We start from the raw sequence: 21,534 nt of genomic DNA on the forward strand, positions 1-21,534 counted from the left end.
GACCTGTGGGAGCGGGCCTGTCGGGATGCCGCTCCGCCGCGAAGGCGCCCTCAAGGGCGCCAGAAGCTTCGCGGGCAAGCCCGCTCCCACATCGCTTCCACACAACCCCGCGCGCAAGAGGTATTGGGCGTTCACTGCCCGGCGATATCGCCTATCATTAGCCCTTTCCCAAATACGATAGAACGTTATGACCGTCGCCACCGACACCCTGCTCAATGCCCTCGCCACCTGTGACATGCTCGAAGTCGACGGCCTGCACGCCTTCGACTTCACCCTCGATGACAACCGCCTGCTGATCGAATGCATGGATGGCCGCGCCGAGAAGCGCTGGAGCTTCACCCAGGCCCAGCTCAAGGCCGCGACCTTCGACGAGACCCGGCAGCTCTGGACGGTGAGCGACGATTCCAGCGAGTACCGGCTGGCCTGCCTGAGCGCCTTCAGCGCCAGGGAACAAGAGGACGAAGAACATGATGATGCGTAAATTCTGGCCGTTGCTGATGGCCGGGAGTGTCGGGGCCATGCCGGTCCTGTCGGCAGCCGCCGACACCGAACAGTTGCTGGTGGGGTCCTACACCCAGGGCAAGAGCGAAGGCATCTATCGCCTGCAGTTCGACAGCCGCACCGGCAAGCTCGACGCCAGGCCGCTGCAGGTGGTCAAGGCCGGGAACCCGTCCTGGCTGACGTTGTCCGCCGACCAGCGCCGGCTGTACGTGGTCAATGAGAACGGTCCTGGCCAGAAAGACCCGGTCGGCCGCGTCAGCAGCTATTCCATCGATCCCAAGAGCCATCAGCTCAAGCTGATCAACCAGGTCCAGAGCCTGGGCAACGAACCGACCCATTCCAGCCTCAGCGGCGACCAGCGTTATCTGTTCGTCGCCAACTATTCGGTGCTGGAAGATCCGGGCGGCAGCCTGGCGGTGTTGCCGGTGGATGCCAAGGGCAAGCTGTCGCCGCCGGTCCAGCTCAGCAGCCATCCGGCCAGCCTGGTCAACCTGGAGCGCCAGGCGTCGGCCCACGTGCACTCGGTGGTGTCGTCGCCGGACGGACGCTTTGTCTTCGCCAACGACCTGGGGGCGGACAAGATCTTTGTCTACCGCTATGACCCCAAGGCCAACCCGGAAATGCCGCTGACACCGGCCGAACCGGCCTTCGTCCAGCTGCCGCCGGGCAGTGGACCGCGCCACCTGCTGTTCAGCGCCGATGGCAAGCACGCCTGGCTGACCACGGAAATGAGCGCGCAGATCACCGTGTTCGATTACCAGGACGGCAAGCTGACCCAGAAACAGCGGGTCGAACTGGCGGACCAGCAGCCGCTTTCGGACAAGGCCGCCGCAGCGCTGCACGCCTCGAAGGATGGCAAGTTTCTCTATGTCAGCAATCGCGGTACCGCCAACCAGTTGCTGGTGTTCGCCATCGACCCGGCCAGCGGCGAGTTGAAGGAAGTACAGCGGCGTTCGGTGGAAGGCGATCATCCGCGGGAGTTCACCCTGGATCCGAGCGGAAAATTCCTGCTGGTGGCCAACCAGAAGAGCAACGAGATCGTGGTGATCGAGCGTGACAGCAACACCGGCCTGCTCGGCAAGACCGTGCAGAACCTGCCGTTCGATGCCCCGAGCTACCTCGGTTTCCTGCTGCGACAATAGACCGCGGTCCCTGTGTTATCAGGGACTTGCACTTCTATTAATGACGCTGATATCCGCTACTGCTGCAATGAATTTCAACGAGGTCACCCTCGGATGTACTTTTGACTCACGGCCTGAAAGGGCAAGCAAGCCAACTGACATTCGAGGATTTACCCATGAACTTCAATCTCTTCTCCATCATCGCCGCTTCCGCTATCTCGGCTACCGTTGCCCTGCCAGCCAGTGCCAACAGCGAAATCACCGACAAAAAAGCCCACACCCAGAGCTACACCCCGAAATACCTGCAACAGAGCGCCAACTTCTACGCCGCCCTGGATCACAAAGCTCAACACTGAGCGCTGAACCACACTGCAACGCCGGATCGAATGCACTCATTCGGTTGGATGGTTTTATAACTGTCCGGTCAAAAGAGTGAATTCGCTCCGGCGTTGCCGTGTGCGTCATTGCGTTTGACGTGATGGATGGAATTTCTATCGTCATGTCATATGGCCATATGTTTAAATTTGACGCTGATTTATTGACTCCCACCCCACACAGGGATCAACACCATGGTTATGCGTCTGGCCGTCGTGCTGCTGTTTCTCTATTCCACGCCTATCCTGTCCGCCGCCATTGCCGAAACGGGCGAAAGCCTGCACGGACCTGCGCCTGTGCTATTGGACGACTGATCGTCACGCGCGACGATTAATATTGCTGATAGCGACTATTTAGATAGTTGGCTACTTATTTCAGCGGTTATGATCGACTCTACAGGCCTGCCATCCGCCTGTGGAGAAAACCATGGCCAGCACTCTTTTGACTTCCGCCAGACACGGCGCCTACCTCGCTATCGGCTTGTATGTCGCGATGGTCGTGATCGTCAGCCTGTCGTCCCTGACCCATGGCGCGGGCGAGACCTCGCTGCAGGTAGCGGCACCGGCCCTTCAATCCGAACACAAGGCCCAGTCCGTCGGCGCGCTTCAGCACAACGCCGAGTCCGGGGTATAGGGCGTCCGCCACCCTCAGTGATCGGCCGACGGCTTTACCATCACCGCGTTGAACAACTCCGAGGCGAGAAAGCGTTCCAGCCACGCTTGTAGATGGGGGTAGGGGGCTTGTGCAAACCACGCCGCGTCGACATGGGCGAACTGTCGGACGAAGGGCGCCAGGGCGATATCCGCCAGGCTCGGGTGAGCGCTTACCAGGTAGCCATTGCGCTGTAGCAGTCCTTCCAGCTTATCCAGGAACAGCGCCCCCGCGGCCCGGTAATGTTCCATGGAAAACTCCGGATAACGCACCGCGTACTTGTAGCGGTCCAGGCTCTGCTTGAATGTCCGGTCATTCTCATCGATCAGCGCGGCAGCGGTTTCGGCCGCCGCCGGATCGTGGCTGAGCAACCAGTCTTCGGGATCATGCTGCGCCAGGGCCCAGTGCATGATCTCCAGGCTTTCCTCGATCACCCGACCCTCCGCGCAGGCCAGCACCGGTACCGTGCCCTTGCCCGACAGCGCGAGCATCGCCGCCGGCTTGGCCTTGAGGCTGACTTCCTCGATGGTCACCGCCACCCCCGAGTAGCGCAGCGCCATGCGGGCGCGCATGGCGTAGGGGCAGCGCCGGAAGGAATAGAGGGTCGGCTTCATTTCACCTCCAGGGTGCTCAGCCCGTTGCCCTGGCGCCGTACCTGGATCTGCACCGGGATCCGTTCGTGCATTTCCTGTACGTGGGAAATCACCGCGACCTTGCGTCCCTGTGCCTGCAGGCCGTCGAGGGCATCCATCGCCAGTTGCAGGGATTCCGGGTCGAGGCTGCCAAAGCCTTCATCGATAAACAGCGATTCGATCTTCAGCGTGCTCGATGCCATGGACGCCAGCCCCAGGGCCAGGGCCAGCGATACCAGGAAGGTCTCGCCGCCCGACAATGAATGCACCGAGCGCAGTTCGTCGCCCATTTCGGTGTCCATCACCAGCAGCCCGAGCATGCTGCCACCGCGCTTGAGGCGATAGCGACGTACCAGTTGCCGTAACTGGGCGTTGGCGTGATGGACCAGCAGGTCGAGGTTATAAGCCTGGGCCAGCTTGCGGAAGCGGTCGCCGGTGGCCGAGCCGATCAGGGCATCCAGGCGCGCCCAGCGCTGATACTCGGCATAGGCCTCGGCGATCTGCCGGGCAAGGGCCTGGTTGGCGTTCTGCCGGCGCTGATCGTCGGCCTGCTCGGCGCGCAATTCGGCGCAGTGCTGTTCGGTCACGCCGAACTGTGCCTGCAACTCGGCGAGCGCCGCGGCCAGTTGCCCGGCGTCGAGGTTACCGTTGTGTTGCGCCTGATGGTCGAGCAGGCGCTGGTCGCGTTCCTGCAGCACGACCTTGGCCTGTTCGATGGTTTTTTCATTGTGCTGCAAGCGCTGGCGCAGTTCGCCGACCTGGCCGTCATCAAGACCGAGCAGGGCTTCAAGTCCCCCATCGTCCAGCTCGGGATGGCGAGTGCGCCAGTCGGCAATCCTGCCGGCCAGTTCACGGGCCTCATGCTCCAGCGTCTCCAGGCGCTCCTGTTGCGCCTTGAGTTCGGCGGTGGTTTGCACAAGCTGCGTGCGAACCTCCTGCAGTGCCTGGGCAGTAGCGGTTTCGGCCAGACGGGCCCGTTCCACGGCCTGTTCCAGTTGCTGCTGCCAGTGCTCGGCGCTGGTGTGCTCGCCGAGCAACTGGCCGAGCTGATGCTGGCTGGCCTGCTGTTGTTCGGCCAGGGTGTTGAAGTGCTGCCGGGCGGTTTCCAGTTGCTGTATGCGGGTCTGCTGGCGGTCCTGTTCCTTTTCCAGGGTCTGCTGGCGCTGTTGCTGCTCGGCGAGCTCGTCGCGCTGTTGCTCAAGCTGTTGCAGGCGCTCGGCAACCTGCCGGTCGAGCTGGATAAAGGTCGCCGCCGGTTCGTTGCGCAGGGCTTCCAGGATCGGTGCCGGCAGCAGCGAAGCGAAGGCCTGCAACTCTTCGTCCAGGCGCTGGCGGTCGTTGGTCAGTTCCCGCTGCTGGTTGCTCAACTGCTGGGCGGCCTGCTGATGGGCGGCTTCCGTCTGGCGCAGTTGCTGGGTCAGGCGGGCGGCGTCCTGTTGCAGGGTGAGCAGGGCATTCTGGCGTTGCTCGTCCTGGGTCAGGCTGTGGTTCAACTGGCTGGCCTGTCGGGCGAGCCAGGCGTCGCGCTGGTCGGCTTGCAGGTCCAGCAGTTGCGTGGCCAGCGGGTGGGCTTCGAGGCTGGGTGCCAGGGCCTGCTGCCGGGTCGCCAGTTGCTCCTGCTGCTGCAGCAGTTCCTTTTGCCGGGCAATCAGTCCGCCGACTTCGGTGCGCAGCTCGGTGAGCTTTTCCTTGAGGATGTCCACCGCGGCCTGGGCATTGGCCTGTTCGCTTTCGTCATGACGACCGAGGCTCTGCAGCAGCGCTTCGGGTTGATGATAAGGATGTTCATGACTGCCGCAGACCGGGCACGGCTGGTCATCCTGCAGCTGCGCGCGCAGTTCTTCGACACTGGCACTGCGCGCCAGGCGCTGACGCTCCAGCAGCTCGCGAGTGACGGTGAAGGTCTGTTCGGCCACTGCCAGTTCGGCCTTGGCCTTGACCCCGTCCTGGGTCAGGCGCTCGCGCTCCTGCTGGGCCTGGAGCTGGCGTTGCTGCAACTCGGTGGCGCGTTTATCCAGTTCCTGCTGGTCGGACCAGAGTCGTGTCAGGTCTTCGATGGCGCGCAGTTGCTTGCGGTTGTCCTGCAGCAGACCGCCAAGGATACCGATCTGTTCGGCGACGGCGTCCGGCTCGGCACTGGCTTCCTGGTACAGGACTTCCAACTGCTGTTTCTGTTCGGCCAGGGCCTGAGTGGCCTGCCGGGCCGTGTGTTCGAGGTTGGCCAGTTCCGCCTGGCCCTGGTTCAACCGGTTGCCGATCAGCATCAGCTGTTGCAGGCGATCGCGATAGGCGTTCCAGGCGTCGCTCAAGGGGGCCAGGTGGACGCTTTGCTCCAGCTCGCCGGCGATACGCTGCAAGCGGCCGGCAACTTGCTGTTGCTGGTCGAGCAGGGTTTGAATCGCCTTCTGGCCCTCGATGCAGGCCTGTTCGGCGGCTTCTTGTGCTTGCGCGCCCAGCAGGGCCTCCCTCGCCAGGCGCGTGAGGCTGTTCTGTTCATCGAAGGCCTGGCGCAGTAACGGCGCCGCGGCGCTTTGCTGTTGTTGCGCGGTGCTCAAGGCCTCTTGCTCAGCCGCGAAATTCTGTTCCAGCTGGGTCTGGCGCTGGCTCAGTTCGCCGCGTTGCTGGGTGTGGCGGGCGATCTGCGCCGCCAGGGGGGTCAGCAGTGCATCGACTTCAACCTTGCGGGCGAATTGATGCCGTTGCGGGGCGAGTTGCTCCAGGCGTGTCAGTTTCAGGCGTTCGTCGGCCAGGCCCTGCCACTGCTGTCGGGCGCTGTCCAGTTGCTCCGCGGCGGCCTGTTGCGTGTCCTGCAACTGGCGCAGTTCCTTGAGCCAGGCATCCTGCTGTTCAAGCTGGCGCAGTTGCGCCTTCTGCAGTTCCAGCTGTTGCTGCGCGGCGTTGAAGCGCTCATCGAGTTCGGCGCGGGCCTCGGGGGCCAATGGCGTGACGCCGCTGGCCTGATCCTGCAGCTGCTTGTGGGCTTCGCGGGCTTCCTTGCTCTTGTCGAAGGCGCGGCGACCAAGGCGGGTATACAGCGCCGTATCGGTGAGCTTTTCCAGCAGTTCGCTGCGTTCGTTGTCGTCGGCCTTGAGAAAGGCGCTGAACTCGCTCTGGGCCAGCAGCACGGCGCGGGTGAACTGTTCGAAGTTCAGCCCCAGGCAGGTTTCCAGCTGGGCCTTGTATTCGCCTTTCTGGCTGGCCAGCAACTGGTCGCTGTCGAGGTCGCGCAGGCTCTGGCGGCTGGCCTGCAGCTTGCCGTTGGCCTTGTCCCGGGCGCGGTTGGCTTCCCAGCGGGCACGGTAGCGGCGACCGTCGATACCGACAAAATCCACTTCGGCAAAGCCGGCGCCGGTGCCACGACGGAGCAGGGTGCGTGGGTCGCCGGTCGCGATCTCACCGTCGGCGTCCGGCACCTTGGCGTCCCGCGAGGCGTTGTTCAGGCGTGGCACGGCGCCGAACAGCGCCAGACAGAGGGCGTCGAGCAAGGTGCTCTTACCGGCGCCGGTCGGCCCGGTAATGGCAAACAGGCCGGCGCTGGCCAGCGGCTCGGCGGTAAAGTCCAGCTCGAACGGACCGGCCAGGGAAGCGAGGTTCTTCAGGCGAATGGCGAGGATCTTCATGGTTGTTCGCCTTCCAGCTGGACTTCCTGCAAGAGCACGGCAAAGTCGTTGAGGGTCTGCTCGTCGACGGCATTGCCATAGCTGTCCTGCCAGGCGCGGCTGAACAGCTCCTGGGGGCTGAGCTGGTCGAGATCGATCAACCGCCCGTCTTCGTCCTCGCCGTCGCGCGCACTGCCTGCGGCATATTCGGCGGCGATACGCACCAGGCGCACCGCCTTGCCCTGCAGGGCGGTTTCCACCTGCTGGCGCAGATCCGGTTGCGGCTCGTCGAGGCGCACCCGTACTTCCAGCCACGGCTGGCGTTGCAGGTCGGCCAGCAGGTCGATGTTCGGCAGCTCGGCGAGCTTTTCCAGCATCTCGGCGAACGGCAACGGGCCCAGGCGTTGAAGGTTCACTGCGCGCGGGATCAATCGCGGTTCGACGCTGACCAGGGTCTCGCCGTCGAGGACGATATCGAGGATCTGGTGCTGATAGCCGATTTCCGAGAACGACAGCGGGATCGGCGAGCCGCAGTAGCGAATGCGCTCCTCACCGTTGACCTTCTGCGGCTTGTGCAGGTGGCCGAGGGCGACATAGCTGACACTGGCATCGAACAGGCTGGCGGGCAGGGCTTCGGCGGTGCCGATGATCAGGCTGCGCTCGGAGTCTTCCGAGACCGAGCCGCCGGCCATGTGCGCGTGACTGATGGCGACCAGGGCCTGTCCCGGCTGGCGTCTGGCATTGGCCGCCGCGATCAGCCAGCGGTGGACCTGGCCGATGCCGCGCAGGTAGTCGTCGCCCAGTTGCGTACCGGTGACTTCGGCCGGGCGCAGGAAAGGCAGGGCCAGGCACCAGGCAGCGATGTCGCCGCTGGCGTCGGGCAACGGGATCAGCAGGCGTTCGCTGTCGAGCTGGCCGTCATCGAGCCACAGTACCCGGCCCAGGGCATGGGTGCGCAGGCGCCGCATCAGCGGTGCGGGCAGTTCGATCCGCGAGCCGGAGTCGTGGTTGCCGGCGATCATCACGATGGTCAGCAGCGGCTGTTGCTCGTGGGCGCTGACGATAAAGTCGTAGAGGCGTTCCTGGGCTTTGACCGGCGGGTTGACGGTATCGAAGATATCGCCGGCGATCAGCAGTACATCCGGCTGCTGGCTGGCGAGCTGGGCGAGCAGCCAGGTCAGGAAGCAGGCGTGTTCGAAATCCCGCTCCTGGCCATGAAGATTCTGGCCGAGGTGCCAGTCGGAGGTATGAAACAGGCGCAAGGCAAACTCCGCGAAGACGGTGGCGACCGCTCAAGACAAGGTGGCGGCGCGAAAGACCGTCAAGTCTACTGGTAAATACCGGAAGTTGCTGGATGGGCTTGGCACCGCCATCGCCGGCAAGCCCGCTCCTGCAACAGCCCGTTCGGCGGGTTATTTCGGGTAGAGCGGCGGCAGCCCGCTGTCACCCACCGGGTCCTGCACCCGTTCGGCCGCCGGGATGGCGCGGATCACCCGCCACAACTCCTCGCCCTGCCAGTGCAGGCCGGTTTCGCTGTACAGCGCACCGTTCAAGCCATCCAGCGCATCGGACAGCGGCACGAAGCGCGCGGCCATCTCGGCCAGGGTTTCCGGCTGCTGGCGGGCCCAGGCGTCGAGGGCCTGGCGTGTGGCCTGGGGGTCGTTGGCCAGGCAGGTGCGCTTGAGATCATCGAGCAGGGTACGCGGGCTCGGACCGGTTTGCGCGGCGCGGTGTACCGCCGGCTGCGAGCGTGCCCGCCACCAGAGGCCGAAGCCGAGCAGGGTGGTGCAGGCCAGCAGCACGGTGCTGAGCTTCCAGATCCACAGGCTCGCCGCATCCGCCGCGATGTTTCCCGGCACGCTGCTCACCGGTGTGTCCACCGCCAGGCTCGGGTTGTTGACCACCTGCAGGGTCCGCGCCGGCAGGCTGCTGCGTTCCATATGGTCTTCGTGGGTGTTCCACCAGACCACCGTCACCGCGGGCAATTCGAAGCTGCCGCTGTGGGTCGGTACCAGCGCCTCGCGCTCTTCACGGCTGCCGATCAGTCCGCGTTCGCTGTTCTGGTTGCTCAATTGCGGCTGGTCCGGGTAGCGCCGCAAGCCATTGACGGTGGTCGCCGGCAGCGGTGGCAACTGGGCGCTGGACAGGCCTTCGGCCTTGACGGTGAGGCTGCGGGTCAGGGAATCGCCGACCTGGCTGTGCTCGGGCTCCGGGCTCCAGCTTTCACTCAGGCTCAGGCTGCGGGCCGGCAGCCAGGGAATATCGGCAGGCCAGGTCGAGGGCTGCGGCTTGACGTCGAGGGTCATCTGCGCCGAGCTGACATGAATCAGCTTGCCGGGCTTGGGGGCGGTCGCGACCTGGCCCTGGTTCTGGCCGACGTCCACCAGCGTCGCGCTGAACACCTGCGCGGGGATGGTCAGTCTGCCGCTGTGCTGCGGGTAGAGCGCATAGCGCAACTCGATGACGCCATGGCGTACGCCATTGATCAGCTTTTCGTAGGTGCGCGATTCACCCAGTTGCTCGATGCGCACATCGCTGACCTGCAAGGGGCTCAGGCTGCTGTCGTCATACAGCGACACCGAATGGTAGATGCGCAGGGTCAGCACCGCCTGGGCCTGGACGTAGACGCTGTCCTGGTCGAGGCTGGCCTCGATGTACACCGGCGCCAGGCTGTTGGCCGCGTCCTGTTCCTCGCTCTGTACCACTTGCAGGGTGATGGGCTGGCTTTTCAGTTCGCCCAGTTGCAATGGCGGGATCACCACGCTGCCGTTCAGTTTCGGGGTCAGGGTGATGATCCAGCGCGTGGTCGCCTGCTTGTCGCCGCCCAGGGTCGTCAGCTGGTTGACCTGGCGCGTACCGCGCACCTCGAACTGGCTGGTCAGCGGCTCCAGGTCCGGCTTGCCGAACTGGGTGACATCGCTGGATTCCAGGGTCAGCTCCACCGACTCGCCGGAATTCAGGCGCGTGCGGTCGACGCTGGCGACCAGGCCATCGGCGTAGGCCGGCAAAATCCCGCACAGCAGCCACAGCAATAAAACGGAAAAGCGGGTGGTCATCGGGTCTTGTCCTGATGGAGCTGTTGTTCGTACCAGAATTTGCGCCGCAGCAGTTCGCCCGGATCATCGGGGATCTGCCGCAGCCATTGTTCGAGGGCCTGGCGCTGCTCGCCGTCGATATTCTGCGAGGCATTGCGCAGAGGTGGCCGGGTGGTCTGCTCGTCGCCCAGCTCGCTGCCCGGCACGTCATTATCACCTGTCGGCGAGGTCGTGGTCTCGGCTGATTCCGTGCCCGAGGGCGAGGTGTGGTCCTGGGGCGTCGCGGTGCTGTTGCTCTGCTGGCCGGGAGGCGCGTCGCCGGCCTGCGCATCGTGGGCGCTGGCAGGCGGTTCGCCGCCGGTTTCCGTGGTGTCGGCGGGCTTGTCCGCTTCCGCCGCCGCCCGGGCGCGTTTTTCCTCGAGCATCTGCTCCACCAGGGCCTTGTTCCTCAGCGCCGGGCGCAAGTCCGGCTGACGCTCCAGGGCCTGTTCGTAGGCGTCCAGGGCGGCATCCAGCTCGCCGCTGCGGGCCAGGGCATTGCCACGATTGTAATGGGCATTGGCATCGTCGCCCTCGGCGAACTTGCGCGCGGCGGCCACGTAGTCGCCGGCCTCGTAGAGGGCCAGGCCCTGCCACTGCGGGTCGTCGAAGTGCCTGACCGCCTCCAGCGGGCGCTGCTGTTCCAGCAAGCGGAGGCCCTGCTGGTCCGGGCGCAGCCACAGGTCGCTGAACTCGAAGGCCTGGCTCGGCTGCGGGAACAGGAAGAACAGCGGCAGGCAGAACAGCCAGCCGCGCCGACCGGCACAGGCGGCCAGCAACAGCAGGGGCAGTAGCAGCCAGTAGCCCTGGTCGGCCCAGCTGTCGAGCTGCACGACCTGGCCGTCGTCGCGCAAATGCCGCGGGCCGTCGAGCAGGCCCAGGCCGCGCAGATCGCTCTCGTCCAGGCGTGCCTGGCGATAACGTCCACCGACGTCGCCGGCAAAGGCCTTGAGGCTCTGGCCGTCGAGGCGCGGGACATGGATCGCACCCTGGGCATCCTTGAGGAAACCACCGTTTTCCTGGACGACCGGTGCCCCGTCACGGGTGCCGATGCCGAGGATCAGCAGGCTGTGACGCTGGCCGTCCAGTGCCTGGCGAATGCCTTCGCGTTCCTGTTCGCTGAGGGAGGAGCCGATCAGCAGGAGGCGTCCCTGGCCCAGCGCGCCGCGTTCGAGCAGGGTCAGCGCCTTGACCACGGCGAGATCGGCACGATGGCCCTGCTGGGGCATGATCGACGGCTTCAGGGCGTCCAGCAGGTTGCGGCTGGTGCCCATGTCATCGGACAGCGGCACCAGGGTGTGGGCACTGCCGGCATAGACGATGATCGCCGTCTGCGCGTCGCTGCGGGCCCGCAGCAGGTCGAACAGCTTGCGCCGGGCCTGCTCCAGGCGATTGGGCAGGACATCGGTGGCGAGCATGTCCGGGGTCAGTTCCAGCAGCACCACCAGCGGGTCCGAGGGTTTCTGGGTCGATTGTTCGACCCGCTGCCAGCCGGGCCCGAGCAGGGCCAGCAAGGCCAACGCCCAGCCCAGCCCGAGGGCGATCCACGGCAGTTTGCTCTCGCGCCCGCTGCCACCACCGAGCAACACGCGGTGAAAGGCCGGCGGCAGGATCATCTGCCAGCGTCCGGCACGTTTCTGCCGATGCCAGAGTTGCCACAGCAACCAGCCGAGCAAGGGCAGGAGCAACAGCCACCAGGGGCGGAACCAGTGTGGCCAGAGTACTGACCAGAATTCGGCGGTCATCGACGCCTCCGCAAGCGCAGGCGCTTGAGACGCTGGCGCCATTCCGGGTGCTGCGGCAGAAAGCGGCGGCGCGCCAGCCAGCGCTGGAGCGGATTGTCCGGCCAGTGCTCGCGGATCACCAGCAGCACGCTCAATGCCAGTGCCATGGCCAGCGGCCAGTGATACAGAGCACGGGCGGGGCGGGCCTGGGTCGGTTGCTGGGCCACCGGTTCGAGTTTGTCGAGGGTGCTGCGGATCACCTGCAGCTCATTGCCGTCGCGGGCGCGGAAATACTGGCCACCGGTGATCTGGGCGATTTCCTTGAGGGCCGGCTCGTCCAGGTCCATGCTCGGGTTCAGTCCCAGCATGGACAGGCTGCCGCTCTGTTCCGGATCGGCGCCGATGCCGATCGGGTAGATCTTCACCTGTTCTTCGGCTGCCAGGCGGGCGGCGGTGATCGGGTCGATCTCGCCGCCGTTGTTGGCACCGTCGGTGACGAGGATCAGTACCCGGCTCTGCGCCGGTCGCTGGCGCAGGCGCTTGAGGGCCAGGCCGATGGCATCGCCGATGGCGGTGTTTTTCCCGGCGATGCCGATCTTCGCTTCGTCCAGCCAGATCCGCACGGTGCGTCGGTCGAAGGTCAGGGGCGCCTGGACATAGGCCTTGCTGCCGAACAGGATCAGGCCGACGCGATCGCCTTCGCGGCCTTCGAGAAAGTCGCCGAGCAGGTGCTGGACCAGGCTCAGGCGGCTGACTTCCTCGTCCTGCCAATGCATGTCGGGAAACTCCATGGAGCCGGAGACATCCACCGCCACCAGCAGGTCGCGACCACTGGCAGCGATCGGCAGCGGTTCGCCGAGCCATTGCGGGCGGGCAGCGGCCACCAGCAGCAACAGCCAGAGCAGCAGGAAGGGCGCCTGCTGGCGCCAGCCCGGCAGGTTGATCCGGGCGCGACGGCGGGCAAGGGTTTCAAGGTCGGCGAGAAAGCTGATCTTCAGTGCCGCTTCGCCGCTGTCGGCCACCGGCAGTAGCAGGCGCAGCAGCCAGGGCAGCGGCAACACGGCGAAGACCCACGGCCAGGCGAACTCAAACATGTTTGCGAATCCACGTGTCGATGGATTGGCTCAGGCCGGCGATGGCCTTGTCGTCGAGTTTGCATTCGGGTTTGTAGGCGCCTTCCACCAGCACCATCCAGCGCGTCAGTCCGGCGGCCGGGCAGCGGTTGTCGAGAAACGCCAGCCATTGGCGACCGTTGAGGGTATGGCTCTGGCTGTAGGGGTAATCGTTGCGGCACAGGCGCTTGAGCAGGGCGTTGAGCTGTTGCAGCCAGGCGCCGGCCGGCGCGCCGTCATAGGGCTTGGGCAGGCGCGCGAGTTCTTCCAGTGCGGCCAGCCGCAGCGGGTCCAGTGGCTGTTCGGCGCGTGGCAACGGGCGCTTGCCTGGCAACCAGCGCCGCAGGTACCAGAGGCCGACGCCCAGCAGCGGGAGCAGCAGCGCCAGCAGCCACCAGCCCGGCGCCGGTGGCCAGAACCCCTGGACCGGCGGGCTGATCAGCGGCTGCAACTGGTCCAGGCCGCTCATGGCTGTTTCCCCGGGCGCTGCGGGTTGAGGTATTCGCGCAACTGTTCGACCATTTCGCTTTGGGTGCTCAAGGGCATCAGCAGCACCCGCAGTTTCTGCGCCAGCAACTCCCAGCGGGCCACCCGCGCCTCGCCCTGGGCACGATAGGCCTGGCGCAGCTCGGGGTTCAGGGTGTCGAGTTCCAATTGCGCGCCGCGCTCGGAAAAGCGCAGCAGGCCGGCGGCGGGCAGGGCGTGATCGAGCGGATCGGACACCGGCAGCATCAGCAGGTCGCAATGACGCGACAGCAGGCTCAGCTGTTGTTCGGCGGCATCGGTCAGCGCCCGTTCGTCACAGATCACGATCACCAGGCTGCCCGGACGCAGCACTTCGCGCGCCCGGATCAGCGCCAGGCCGAGGGCATCGCGGTCCGCCGCGGTTTCGGTATGCAGCGACTGGTTGACCCGCACCAGTCGGTTGAGCAACTGCAGCAGGCTCTGCTTGCTGCGCCGGGGCTTGATCTCGTAGTGCTCGTTGTCACCGTAGACCAGCCCGCCGACCCGGTCGTTGTGGCCCAGGGCGGCCCAGCCGATCAGGCTCGCGGCCTGGGCGGCGAGCACCGACTTGAAGGTCTGTCCGGAGCCGAAGAACAGTTGCCGGCTCTGCTCCACGAGAATGAAGATCGGCCGCTCGCGTTCTTCGTGGAACAGCTTGGTATGGGGTTCCTGGGTGCGCGCGGTGACGCGCCAGTCGATGGTGCGCACATCGTCACCGGCCTGGTAGACCCGCACCTGGTCGAAGTCCACCCCGCGCCCACGCAGTTTCGAGTGGTGCAGGCCGATCAGCGGGCTGCGCTGGCTCGGCGTCGAGAACAGCTGCACTTCGCGCACGCGATGGCGCATCTCGATCAACTCGGCGAGTGTGGTGCGGATGCCGGGCTCGGCGGGTAGGGGGGTGATCATTGTCGGGGTCAGGCGACGGCGACGACGTCGAGAATCCGCTGGACGACCCGGTCCTGGTCGATCCCCGCCGCTTCGGCTTCGAACGACAGGATGATGCGGTGGCGCAGTACGTCGAACAGCACCGCCTGGATATCTTCCGGGCTGACGAAGTCGCGTCCGGCCAGCCAGGCGTGGGCGCGGGCACAGCGATCGAGGGCGATCGAGCCGCGCGGGCTGGCGCCATAGGCGATCCATTCGGCCATTTCCGGGTCGAACTTGGCCGGCGTACGGGTCGCCATCACCAGTTGCACCAGGTATTCCTCCACGGCATCGGCCATGTACAAGCCGAGGATTTCCTTGCGGGCGGCGAAGATCGCCTGCTGGCTGACCCGGCGCTCGGGCTTGGTTTCGCCGTTCAGCGCCTCGCCACGGGCCTGTTGCAGGATCCGCCGTTCGACGGCGGCATCCGGGAAGCCGATCTTGACGTGCATCAGGAAGCGGTCGAGCTGGGCTTCGGGCAGCGGGTAGGTGCCCTCCTGCTCGATCGGGTTCTGGGTCGCCATCACCAGGAACAACGGGGACAGTTCGTAGGTGCTGCGGCCGACGCTGACCTGGCGCTCGGCCATGGCCTCGAGCAGGGCCGACTGGACCTTGGCCGGGGCGCGGTTGATTTCGTCCGCCAGGACCAGGTTGTGGAAGATCGGGCCTTGCTGGAACACGAAGCTGCCGGTTTCCGGGCGATAGATCTCGGTGCCGGTGATATCGGCGGGCAGCAGATCGGGGGTGAACTGGATGCGATGGAACTGCGCTTCGATACCTTCGGCCAGCTCCTTGATGGCCTTGGTCTTGGCCAGGCCGGGGGCGCCTTCGACCAGCATGTGACCGTCGGCCAGCAATGCGATCAGCAGGCGCTCGATCAGCTTTTCCTGGCCGAGAATCTGCGCTGAGAGAAAGGTTCGCAGCGCCAGCAGCGCTTCACGATGTTCCATCGATGAGTGTTCCTGGAGAGGGTGGCCGACGGCATTCGAATAATGTCGTGGCTGGGGGCGTTACTTTAATCCATCGGGGGTGGTGGCGACTAACGGCTATGGGGAATTTTATGGATTTTGAAGAAAAGTCCTACGTTGTTGAGAAACATATCCTGTGAATAGGCCCCGTCCTGTCACTTTCGGCAGGGGCGGGGCCATACCGCTCTCCGGCTTATCGGGCCAGGGCGCAGCCATAGTCCTGGATCTCGCCGGCGGAGCCCAGGTTGAAATCGCCGAGGCTCAGGCGGTTCGCCAGCAACAGCAGGTCGCCGCCGGGCGCGACCACCAGGGCCAGGCCGTAGCGGGACATGCTGTCATCCTGCTGGCGTACATAGTCGCCCAATACCTTGAACGGGTTTTCCCGAGCCAGGTCCTGGCCGTCAAGGCGTTTCGCCAGGTATTCATGTCCATTCAGCCTGGCGCCCAGCGGCTGCCAGTCGCCGGTGACCTGTGCGCCATGCTGGTCCAGCAGCGTGCGTACCTCGGGACGCAGGCAGGCCAGGTGGATATGCAACTGGCCCTGGGAGCGGCCATACCGGGAGTTGACGGCCAGTGACAGGAACTCGTCCTTGATCGGCTTGCCCGCTTCGGCGGCCAGGCGCCCACGTTGTTGCCAGGCATTGGCGAAAAACGCGTAGGCGTTGTCTTCGAGCAGCAGCGGGCTTTCGATACCGGTGATCCGGTCCGTGGGAATGGTCAGGTCATGCAGGGGCCCCAGGCGATCCTTGAACAGGACATAGTGCTGTTCAAGGTCCACCACCAGGCAAGGCGCGGGATTTTGCGTGTTGCGCTGATCGGGCACGCATTGCTGGCTGACAATCCGCCACAGGGCGTTGCCGTTGCCGTGCCCCCAGATCAGCCAGGGCACCACCACCAGTACCGCTGCGATCACCAACAGCGCCAAGACTTTAAGCCACTTGCTCATTCAGGGTTCCTGATCAGAAATAAAAACCGGAGCACTCTAAACCAGTAACACTCCATTTTTATGTCTGTGCCGATCAGGGATGTTTCAGGCCAGCGGGGAATGCTCAGCCCAGTTCGCTGATGTAGGTGCCGGTGCCGTCGAGGATGTTTTTCAGCGTCAGCTCGACTTCCGCTAGGTCGGAAGCGGCGGTGGCGTGCAGGATCTCGAGGTGATCGTCGCCATTCAAGGCATCGGCATCGCCGGGGGCGATTTCGATCAGCAGGCGCGTGGCACTCAAGGTGACCTTGACGCCGTCGAGGGTGGAAGGCTCGCCATCGAGGGTGATCTCCAATTCATCCTCGTCGGGATAGCGGGTCATCAGGAACATCTCCCCCTTGTCGCTATGGCAGCAAAGCATGGCCATGTCGTCTTCTTCATCGTCGCAAGGGTTGGCGATGAGATGGGCGGTACTGAGCTGCATGGCGGAGTGTCCTGTCTGGGCGGGGAAGTGGCGGTATTTTGCCTGCATTCGGGATATTTTTCAGGAACAGGTGATTGCAAGGCTTGAATCGGGCCCTGGCCTGGCTTCGACGGATGATCGGGCCATGTAGGATATTTCCTGGCGCAAACTTTATTGATTCCATATTGGCTTCGGATTTCTCGTATATACCTGTCATTTCTGACAGTAGACGATGTCATCCGAAGTCTTGATAATCGTCGCCAAGCCGAGTTCCAGCGTTGTCCGGTTCAAGATTTTTCATAAATCTTATGGCGGAGGAATAAGGCCTTGAAAGTCTCGATCCTGATGTGCACCTACAATGGCCAACGTTTTCTGGCCGAACAGATCAACTCCTTTGAGCGTCAAAGTCACTCCAACTGGAGTCTGGCTGTTTCTGACGACGGTTCCCATGATGCGACGCTGGCGATAATCCAGGATTGTGCCAGTAGTTGGCCAGTAGAACGCCTTAAAGTATTTTCCGGTCCGAGGCAGGGTTTTGTCGCCAACTTCCTGTCATTGACCTTTCGTCCTGAAGTTCAGGCGGATTTTTATGCCTGGTCGGATCAGGACGATATCTGGAATGAAGACAAGCTCGAAACGGCACTGATGTGGCTGCAAGATGTTCCTTCTCACGTACCGGCGCTTTATTGCGGGCGTACCCAGTTGATCAGTGAGTTGGGAATAGGCGCCGGCCAGTCCCCCAGGTTTTGTCGGCCGCCAAAGTTCGCCAATGCGTTGGTACAGAGTATTGGTGGTGGCAATACAATGGTATTTAACCATGCTGCCCGAGAACTTCTACGGGAGGCGGGTTCCCATATATCCATCCCTTCCCATGACTGGTGGGCCTATCAACTGGTATCCGGTGCCGAGGGCGGCGTGGTCTTCTACGACCCGCAGCCCAAGACCCTCTACCGTCAGCACAAGGCCAATCTGGTCGGCAGCAATGCCGGTTGGTGGGCTCGTCTTTATCGCGTGCGCATGCTGGTGCACGGCCGTTTTCATGAATGGAACAGACAGAATATCCGTGCGCTGGAGTTGATGAGTCATCGCTTGAACAAAGAAAGTGTCGAAGTGCTTTCGAGTTTCAAAAGTGCCAGGGAACAACCTCTCTTTCATCGGCTTGCCGGTATCAGGCGCTCCGGTGTGTACCGACAGACGCTCGGTGGCAATCTCGGATTGATGTTCGCGACCTTGATCAGAAAAGTCTGATCACCCATTACAGGCGCGTTGTTTTTGGCTGTTTTCTTAAGGCCGGTTTCTTGCTTTTTCATATCAGGAGTGTCGATTGAATGTATGAGATCACGGACGACAATAGGCGTATGCCGGGAACCAGGTTGGGTGGCCGCGCATTTCAAGGTCTCGCTGGAGGGCTGTTCGATGTCCTCTGATGTTGCGATTTGTGCCGAGGGCCTCAGCCATTGTTATACGATCTACAACAAACCCAGTGATCGGCTGTTGCAAATGTTGCCGTTGGGAAAAAATTGTCGCCATAGAGAATTCTGGGCACTGAAGAATCTCTCTTTCGAGATAAAAAAGGGCGAAGCCGTTGGTGTTATCGGTAAAAAAGGGGCCGGCAAGTCGACTTTGTTGCAACTGATTTATGGGACCTTGAGCCCGACCTCCGGAGTTCTCCGTGTGCAGGGACGTGTTGCGGTATTACTGGAGTTGGGGGCCGGTTTCAATGCCGAGTGCAGTGGGCGTGAAAATATCTATATGGCGGCTTCGCTGTATGGATTGAGTCTTGAGGAAATCAATCTGCGCTTTTCCGCGATAGCCGCGTTTGCCGATATTGGCGGGCTTATGGAGCAGCCCCTCATGACCTACACGAGCGAGATGTGCGTGCGCCTGGCTTTTGCGGTGAGTGCTCACGTGGATGCCGATATTCTGCTGGTCGACGAAACACTGTCCCTGGGCAATGCCGGTTTTTTGCAGAAGTGCATGCATTTCATGCATAGGTTCAAGCAAGACCATTCGCTTGTTTTTGTCAGTCACGATATGGATGCGGTCATCAGTCTGTGTGATCGGGTGATCTGGCTGGAGGGTGGGCAGGAAAAGCAGGTGGGTCCATCCAGGGCGGTCTGTGAGTCTTACCTGGACGATGTATCTGGCTCGATGAAAACCGAACAGGGCTCGTCTTCGGACGTTCATGGCGATGGGCGCGATACTCCGCAGTGGCGTGACCTGCACGCCGGCACGATCAAGTCGCATGATCTGGAAGTCTCCCGGTTCGACCCGCAGGCTCCTGGCGCGCAAGCATTTGGTGGGGACGAGGCAAGGATCGTCGACGTCAGGCTCAACGATGCTTCGGGTGTCGGCGTGACCTGGATGCTGGCTGGCGAGCGTGTGACGCTCGAAGTCAACGCGCAGACGTCCATTGTTCTGCAAAGCCCCATTATCGGTTTTTTTCTCAAGGATCACTTGGGGCAGACCCTGTTCGGCGACAACACCTATGGCTATCAGGCCGGTCGGGAGCGTGCAGTGCCTGCAGGTTCGACGTTGTTGGCCAGGTTCGAATTCTCCATGCCATGGCTGGCCAAGGGAGATTATGTCATCCAGGTCGCCATCGCCGACGGCGAGCAACACGATCACAAGCAACTTCACTGGTGCCACGAAGCACTGTTGATCAGGTCGAATCACGATCCTGTCGCGAGCGCAATCAATGGCATTCCTCTTATCGATAAAAGTCTCGATGTGACGGGCCGGTAAGCGGCCCTATGCACCGAGTCCCGGGGTTTCCAGGCAGGAGTCTTTATGAAAGTGTTGGTTGATGCAATCAATCCCCATGCCAGACGCCCGGCAAGTCTGCGAGAGCTGATTGCCAGCGTATTGCGCAATAAACAACTGATCTGGCAGATGACGAAGAGAGAGGTGGTCGGGCGCTATAAAGGTTCCACGATGGGCTTGGCGTGGTCGTTTTTCAATCCCGTTGTCATGCTGCTGATCTACACGTTCGTCTTCTCCGAAATATTCAAGGTTCGCTGGGGCGGCACGGGTACCGAGGACAGCAAGACCCAGTTTGCAGTCATATTGTTCGTCGGAATGATTGTTCAGGGGATCTTTGCTGAAGTTTTCACCCGGTCACCGGGATTGATTGTCGCCAATGTGAACTATGTCAAAAAGGTGGTTTTCCCCTTGGAAATACTTTCCGTCATAGCGATGGGCACTGCATTGTTTCACGGAGTTGTAAGCCTTCTTGTGCTGTTGATTGCGTTCTTCGTGTTCAATGGTTTTGTTCATTGGACGGTTGTATTTATGCCGATCGTTATTTTTCCCTTGATTGTCCTGATACTGGGATTTTCTTGGTTTCTGGCTTCATTGGGTGTGTTTGCGCGGGACACGGGACAGCTTGCGGTGATCATTACCACGGTCCTGACATTTTTATCCCCGATATTTTATCCGATCTCCGCGGTGCCCGAAGGGTTCAGGCCATGGATGATGGCCACGCCCCTGACTTTCATCATTGAGCAGTCCAGGGCGGTGCTCATATGGGGGCGAATGCCTGACTGGCCTGGCCTGGCCCTCTATATGTCGGTGGCAACGGCTTTCGCCTGGGCGGGTTTTGCCTGGTTTCAGAAAACGAGAAAAGGTTTCGCCGATGTCCTATGAGCAGATTGCCATACGGGTCTTGAATGTCAGCAAGCGCTATGAAGTCTATAAGGCACCCCTGGATCGCCTGAAGCAGTTTGTCCTGCCCCGTATCGGATTTCGCAAACAGGAGGGCGCTCCTCATAATTATTTCAATGAGTTCTGGGCGCTGCGCAATGTTTCCTTTGAAATCAAGCGTGGCGAAACCATTGGCGTGATCGGTCGTAATGGCAGCGGGAAGTCCACATTGTTGCAAATGATCTGTGGGACGCTCAGTCCCACCGGTGGAGAGATAGAGACACGTGGTCGGGTTGCCGCTTTGCTGGAACTGGGGTCCGGTTTCAATCCCGAGTTTACCGGGCGCGAAAACGTCTATTTGAATGCCGCAATCCTGGGTTTGACCAAGGGAGAAATAGAAAGCCGCTTTTCGGATATCGAGTCATTTGCCGACATCGGGGATTTTCTGGATCAGCCGGTAAGGACCTATTCCAGCGGCATGCTGGCGAGGCTGGCTTTCTCGGTCGCAGTCCAGGTTGATCCCGATATTCTGGTTGTCGACGAAGCGCTCAGTGTTGGCGACATGGCTTTCCAGGAGAAGTCCTTCACACGGATGAAAAAAATCCGTGAAGGCGGTACCTCTATCCTGTTTGTCTCGCATTCCACGCCGGCGGTTCGCAATTTCTGCGACAGAGCCATCTGGCTGGACAGGGGAAGTGTCCGGGCAATCGGTGAGCGTCAGGGCATATGTGATAGCTATCAGGCGGAGATGGAACAGGCGATTCGCCAGGGCAATGCGCCCTTGCAAGCCCCGGAAAGTGGAAAACCGCCGGTTTCAATCTTCAAACCGAAAGCCAGGACAATCGCGATCGAGTCGGTTGTCGCTGATAGACAAGTTTACAAAATGGGCGATGAAATACGTGTTGAAATAAAGTTGCGGTTTGCCGGTGTGCCGCCTGTATATGGTATCGGCCTGATCATTTATGACGCTGACGAGAAAGTGGTGACAATTTTCAGCACCCTGAGAGACGATATATTTTTCTCTCAAGCCAATGAGAGCGTTTCTCTGGTTGTCAGGAATAATAATTTTGTTCCTGGATCTTATCGTGGCGTGCTCTCTGTTTCGGATGAGCATGGGATGTTCTCATACGACAAACTGGAATCGTGCTTTAAGTTTGATATCAAGATGGAAAGAAGCATACGAGGTTTGGCAAAAGTCGACGGTGTGTTGAGGTCCGATCATGAGTGGACCAACAGTGTCTGTTGGGAGCTCAATAGCAGCGAACGCTTGTGGATACGGCCCGGGCTGCCGGCGAAAGCTGATTGTTGAGTACCGCTGCTGG

The 21,534-nt window shown here is 62.1% G+C and carries 19 protein-coding genes; 8 read left to right on the forward strand and 11 right to left on the reverse strand.

Going from position 1 to position 21,534, the window contains the following annotated elements; all coding sequences use genetic code 11:
• Positions 1-187: 187 nt before the first annotated feature.
• The 4 genes from ACL9RJ_RS04735 (at position 188) to ACL9RJ_RS04750 (ending at position 2,630) form a co-directional block, all read left to right on the forward strand.
• Entirely contained in the window at positions 188-481 is a 294-nt protein-coding gene (locus tag ACL9RJ_RS04735; protein WP_017127852.1) for a DUF5629 family protein, read from the forward strand.
• Positions 468-1,643 (forward strand): lactonase family protein, encoded by a 1,176-nt coding sequence (locus tag ACL9RJ_RS04740; RefSeq protein WP_017127853.1) that lies wholly within the window; start codon positions 468-470, stop codon positions 1,641-1,643. The genes ACL9RJ_RS04735 and ACL9RJ_RS04740 overlap by 14 nt, the downstream gene beginning before the upstream one ends.
• Positions 1,644-1,798: 155 nt before the next feature.
• A complete protein-coding gene (locus tag ACL9RJ_RS04745) occupies positions 1,799-1,978 on the forward strand; it encodes a hypothetical protein (protein WP_017127854.1) in 180 nt (59 codons plus the stop codon).
• A 445-nt stretch (positions 1,979-2,423) separates the two neighbouring features.
• The gene (locus ACL9RJ_RS04750; protein ID WP_017127856.1) at positions 2,424-2,630 is read left to right on the forward strand and encodes a hypothetical protein; all 207 of its coding nucleotides are present in this window, start codon (positions 2,424-2,426) and stop codon (positions 2,628-2,630) included.
• Positions 2,631-2,644: 14 nt separating this feature from the next.
• On the opposite strand, the gene ACL9RJ_RS04755 is transcribed toward ACL9RJ_RS04750, so the two are convergent.
• The 11 genes from ACL9RJ_RS04755 to ACL9RJ_RS04805 all read right to left on the reverse strand — a co-directional run bounded on the left by ACL9RJ_RS04755 (position 2,645) and on the right by ACL9RJ_RS04805 (position 16,591).
• A complete protein-coding gene (locus ACL9RJ_RS04755; RefSeq protein ID WP_177086768.1) occupies positions 2,645-3,262 on the reverse strand; it encodes a glutathione S-transferase in 618 nt (205 codons plus the stop codon).
• Positions 3,259-6,900, reverse strand: coding sequence for an AAA family ATPase (locus ACL9RJ_RS04760; protein WP_422764945.1), 3,642 nt, complete (start codon positions 6,898-6,900; stop codon positions 3,259-3,261). Before ACL9RJ_RS04760 ends, ACL9RJ_RS04755 begins: the two co-directional genes overlap by 4 nt.
• The gene (locus ACL9RJ_RS04765) at positions 6,897-8,141 is read right to left on the reverse strand and encodes an exonuclease SbcCD subunit D C-terminal domain-containing protein (protein WP_422764946.1); all 1,245 of its coding nucleotides are present in this window, start codon (positions 8,139-8,141) and stop codon (positions 6,897-6,899) included. The genes ACL9RJ_RS04760 and ACL9RJ_RS04765 overlap by 4 nt, the downstream gene beginning before the upstream one ends.
• 150 nt (positions 8,142-8,291) lie before the next feature.
• On the reverse strand, positions 8,292-9,935 hold the full coding sequence (locus tag ACL9RJ_RS04770; RefSeq protein ID WP_177129295.1) for a BatD family protein: 1,644 nt from the start codon (positions 9,933-9,935) through the stop codon (positions 8,292-8,294).
• Positions 9,932-11,698: a tetratricopeptide repeat protein gene (locus ACL9RJ_RS04775; RefSeq protein ID WP_212809887.1), complete on the reverse strand. Its 1,767-nt coding sequence runs from the start codon at positions 11,696-11,698 to the stop codon at positions 9,932-9,934. The genes ACL9RJ_RS04770 and ACL9RJ_RS04775 overlap by 4 nt, the downstream gene beginning before the upstream one ends.
• Positions 11,695-12,771, reverse strand: a complete 1,077-nt coding sequence (locus tag ACL9RJ_RS04780) for a vWA domain-containing protein (RefSeq protein WP_017127862.1) — start codon at positions 12,769-12,771, stop codon at positions 11,695-11,697. The genes ACL9RJ_RS04775 and ACL9RJ_RS04780 overlap by 4 nt, the downstream gene beginning before the upstream one ends.
• Entirely contained in the window at positions 12,764-13,258 is a 495-nt protein-coding gene (locus tag ACL9RJ_RS04785) for a DUF4381 domain-containing protein (protein WP_017127863.1), read from the reverse strand. Before ACL9RJ_RS04785 ends, ACL9RJ_RS04780 begins: the two co-directional genes overlap by 8 nt.
• The gene (locus tag ACL9RJ_RS04790) at positions 13,255-14,199 is read right to left on the reverse strand and encodes a DUF58 domain-containing protein (RefSeq protein WP_017127864.1); all 945 of its coding nucleotides are present in this window, start codon (positions 14,197-14,199) and stop codon (positions 13,255-13,257) included. Before ACL9RJ_RS04790 ends, ACL9RJ_RS04785 begins: the two co-directional genes overlap by 4 nt.
• Positions 14,200-14,207: 8 nt before the next feature.
• Positions 14,208-15,167: an AAA family ATPase gene (locus ACL9RJ_RS04795; protein WP_017127865.1), complete on the reverse strand. Its 960-nt coding sequence runs from the start codon at positions 15,165-15,167 to the stop codon at positions 14,208-14,210.
• Positions 15,168-15,378: 211 nt separating this feature from the next.
• Entirely contained in the window at positions 15,379-16,131 is a 753-nt protein-coding gene (locus tag ACL9RJ_RS04800) for a CDP-diacylglycerol diphosphatase (RefSeq protein WP_177086780.1), read from the reverse strand.
• A 103-nt stretch (positions 16,132-16,234) separates the two neighbouring features.
• A complete protein-coding gene (locus tag ACL9RJ_RS04805) occupies positions 16,235-16,591 on the reverse strand; it encodes a hypothetical protein (RefSeq protein ID WP_177086782.1) in 357 nt (118 codons plus the stop codon).
• A 306-nt stretch (positions 16,592-16,897) separates the two neighbouring features.
• Here ACL9RJ_RS04805 and ACL9RJ_RS04810 point away from each other — a divergent pair, with 306 nt between their 5' ends.
• From ACL9RJ_RS04810 to ACL9RJ_RS04825, 4 genes are all read left to right on the forward strand, one after another.
• Entirely contained in the window at positions 16,898-17,818 is a 921-nt protein-coding gene (locus ACL9RJ_RS04810) for a glycosyltransferase family 2 protein (protein ID WP_281367731.1), read from the forward strand.
• Between the two features lie 168 nt (positions 17,819-17,986).
• Positions 17,987-19,315 carry an ABC transporter ATP-binding protein gene (locus ACL9RJ_RS04815; RefSeq protein WP_422764947.1) on the forward strand — a complete coding sequence of 443 codons (1,329 nt, stop codon included), beginning with the start codon at positions 17,987-17,989 and terminating at the stop codon, positions 19,313-19,315.
• A 45-nt stretch (positions 19,316-19,360) separates the two neighbouring features.
• On the forward strand, positions 19,361-20,215 hold the full coding sequence (locus ACL9RJ_RS04820; protein ID WP_422764948.1) for an ABC transporter permease: 855 nt from the start codon (positions 19,361-19,363) through the stop codon (positions 20,213-20,215).
• Entirely contained in the window at positions 20,205-21,521 is a 1,317-nt protein-coding gene (locus ACL9RJ_RS04825; RefSeq protein WP_422764949.1) for a polysaccharide ABC transporter ATP-binding protein, read from the forward strand. Before ACL9RJ_RS04820 ends, ACL9RJ_RS04825 begins: the two co-directional genes overlap by 11 nt.
• Positions 21,522-21,534: the final 13 nt, after the last annotated feature.

Origin of the sequence: Pseudomonas sp. Mn2068, assembly GCF_049319725.1 — a bacterium.
Taxonomy (GTDB): Bacteria; Pseudomonadota; Gammaproteobacteria; order Pseudomonadales; family Pseudomonadaceae; genus Aquipseudomonas; species Aquipseudomonas gingeri.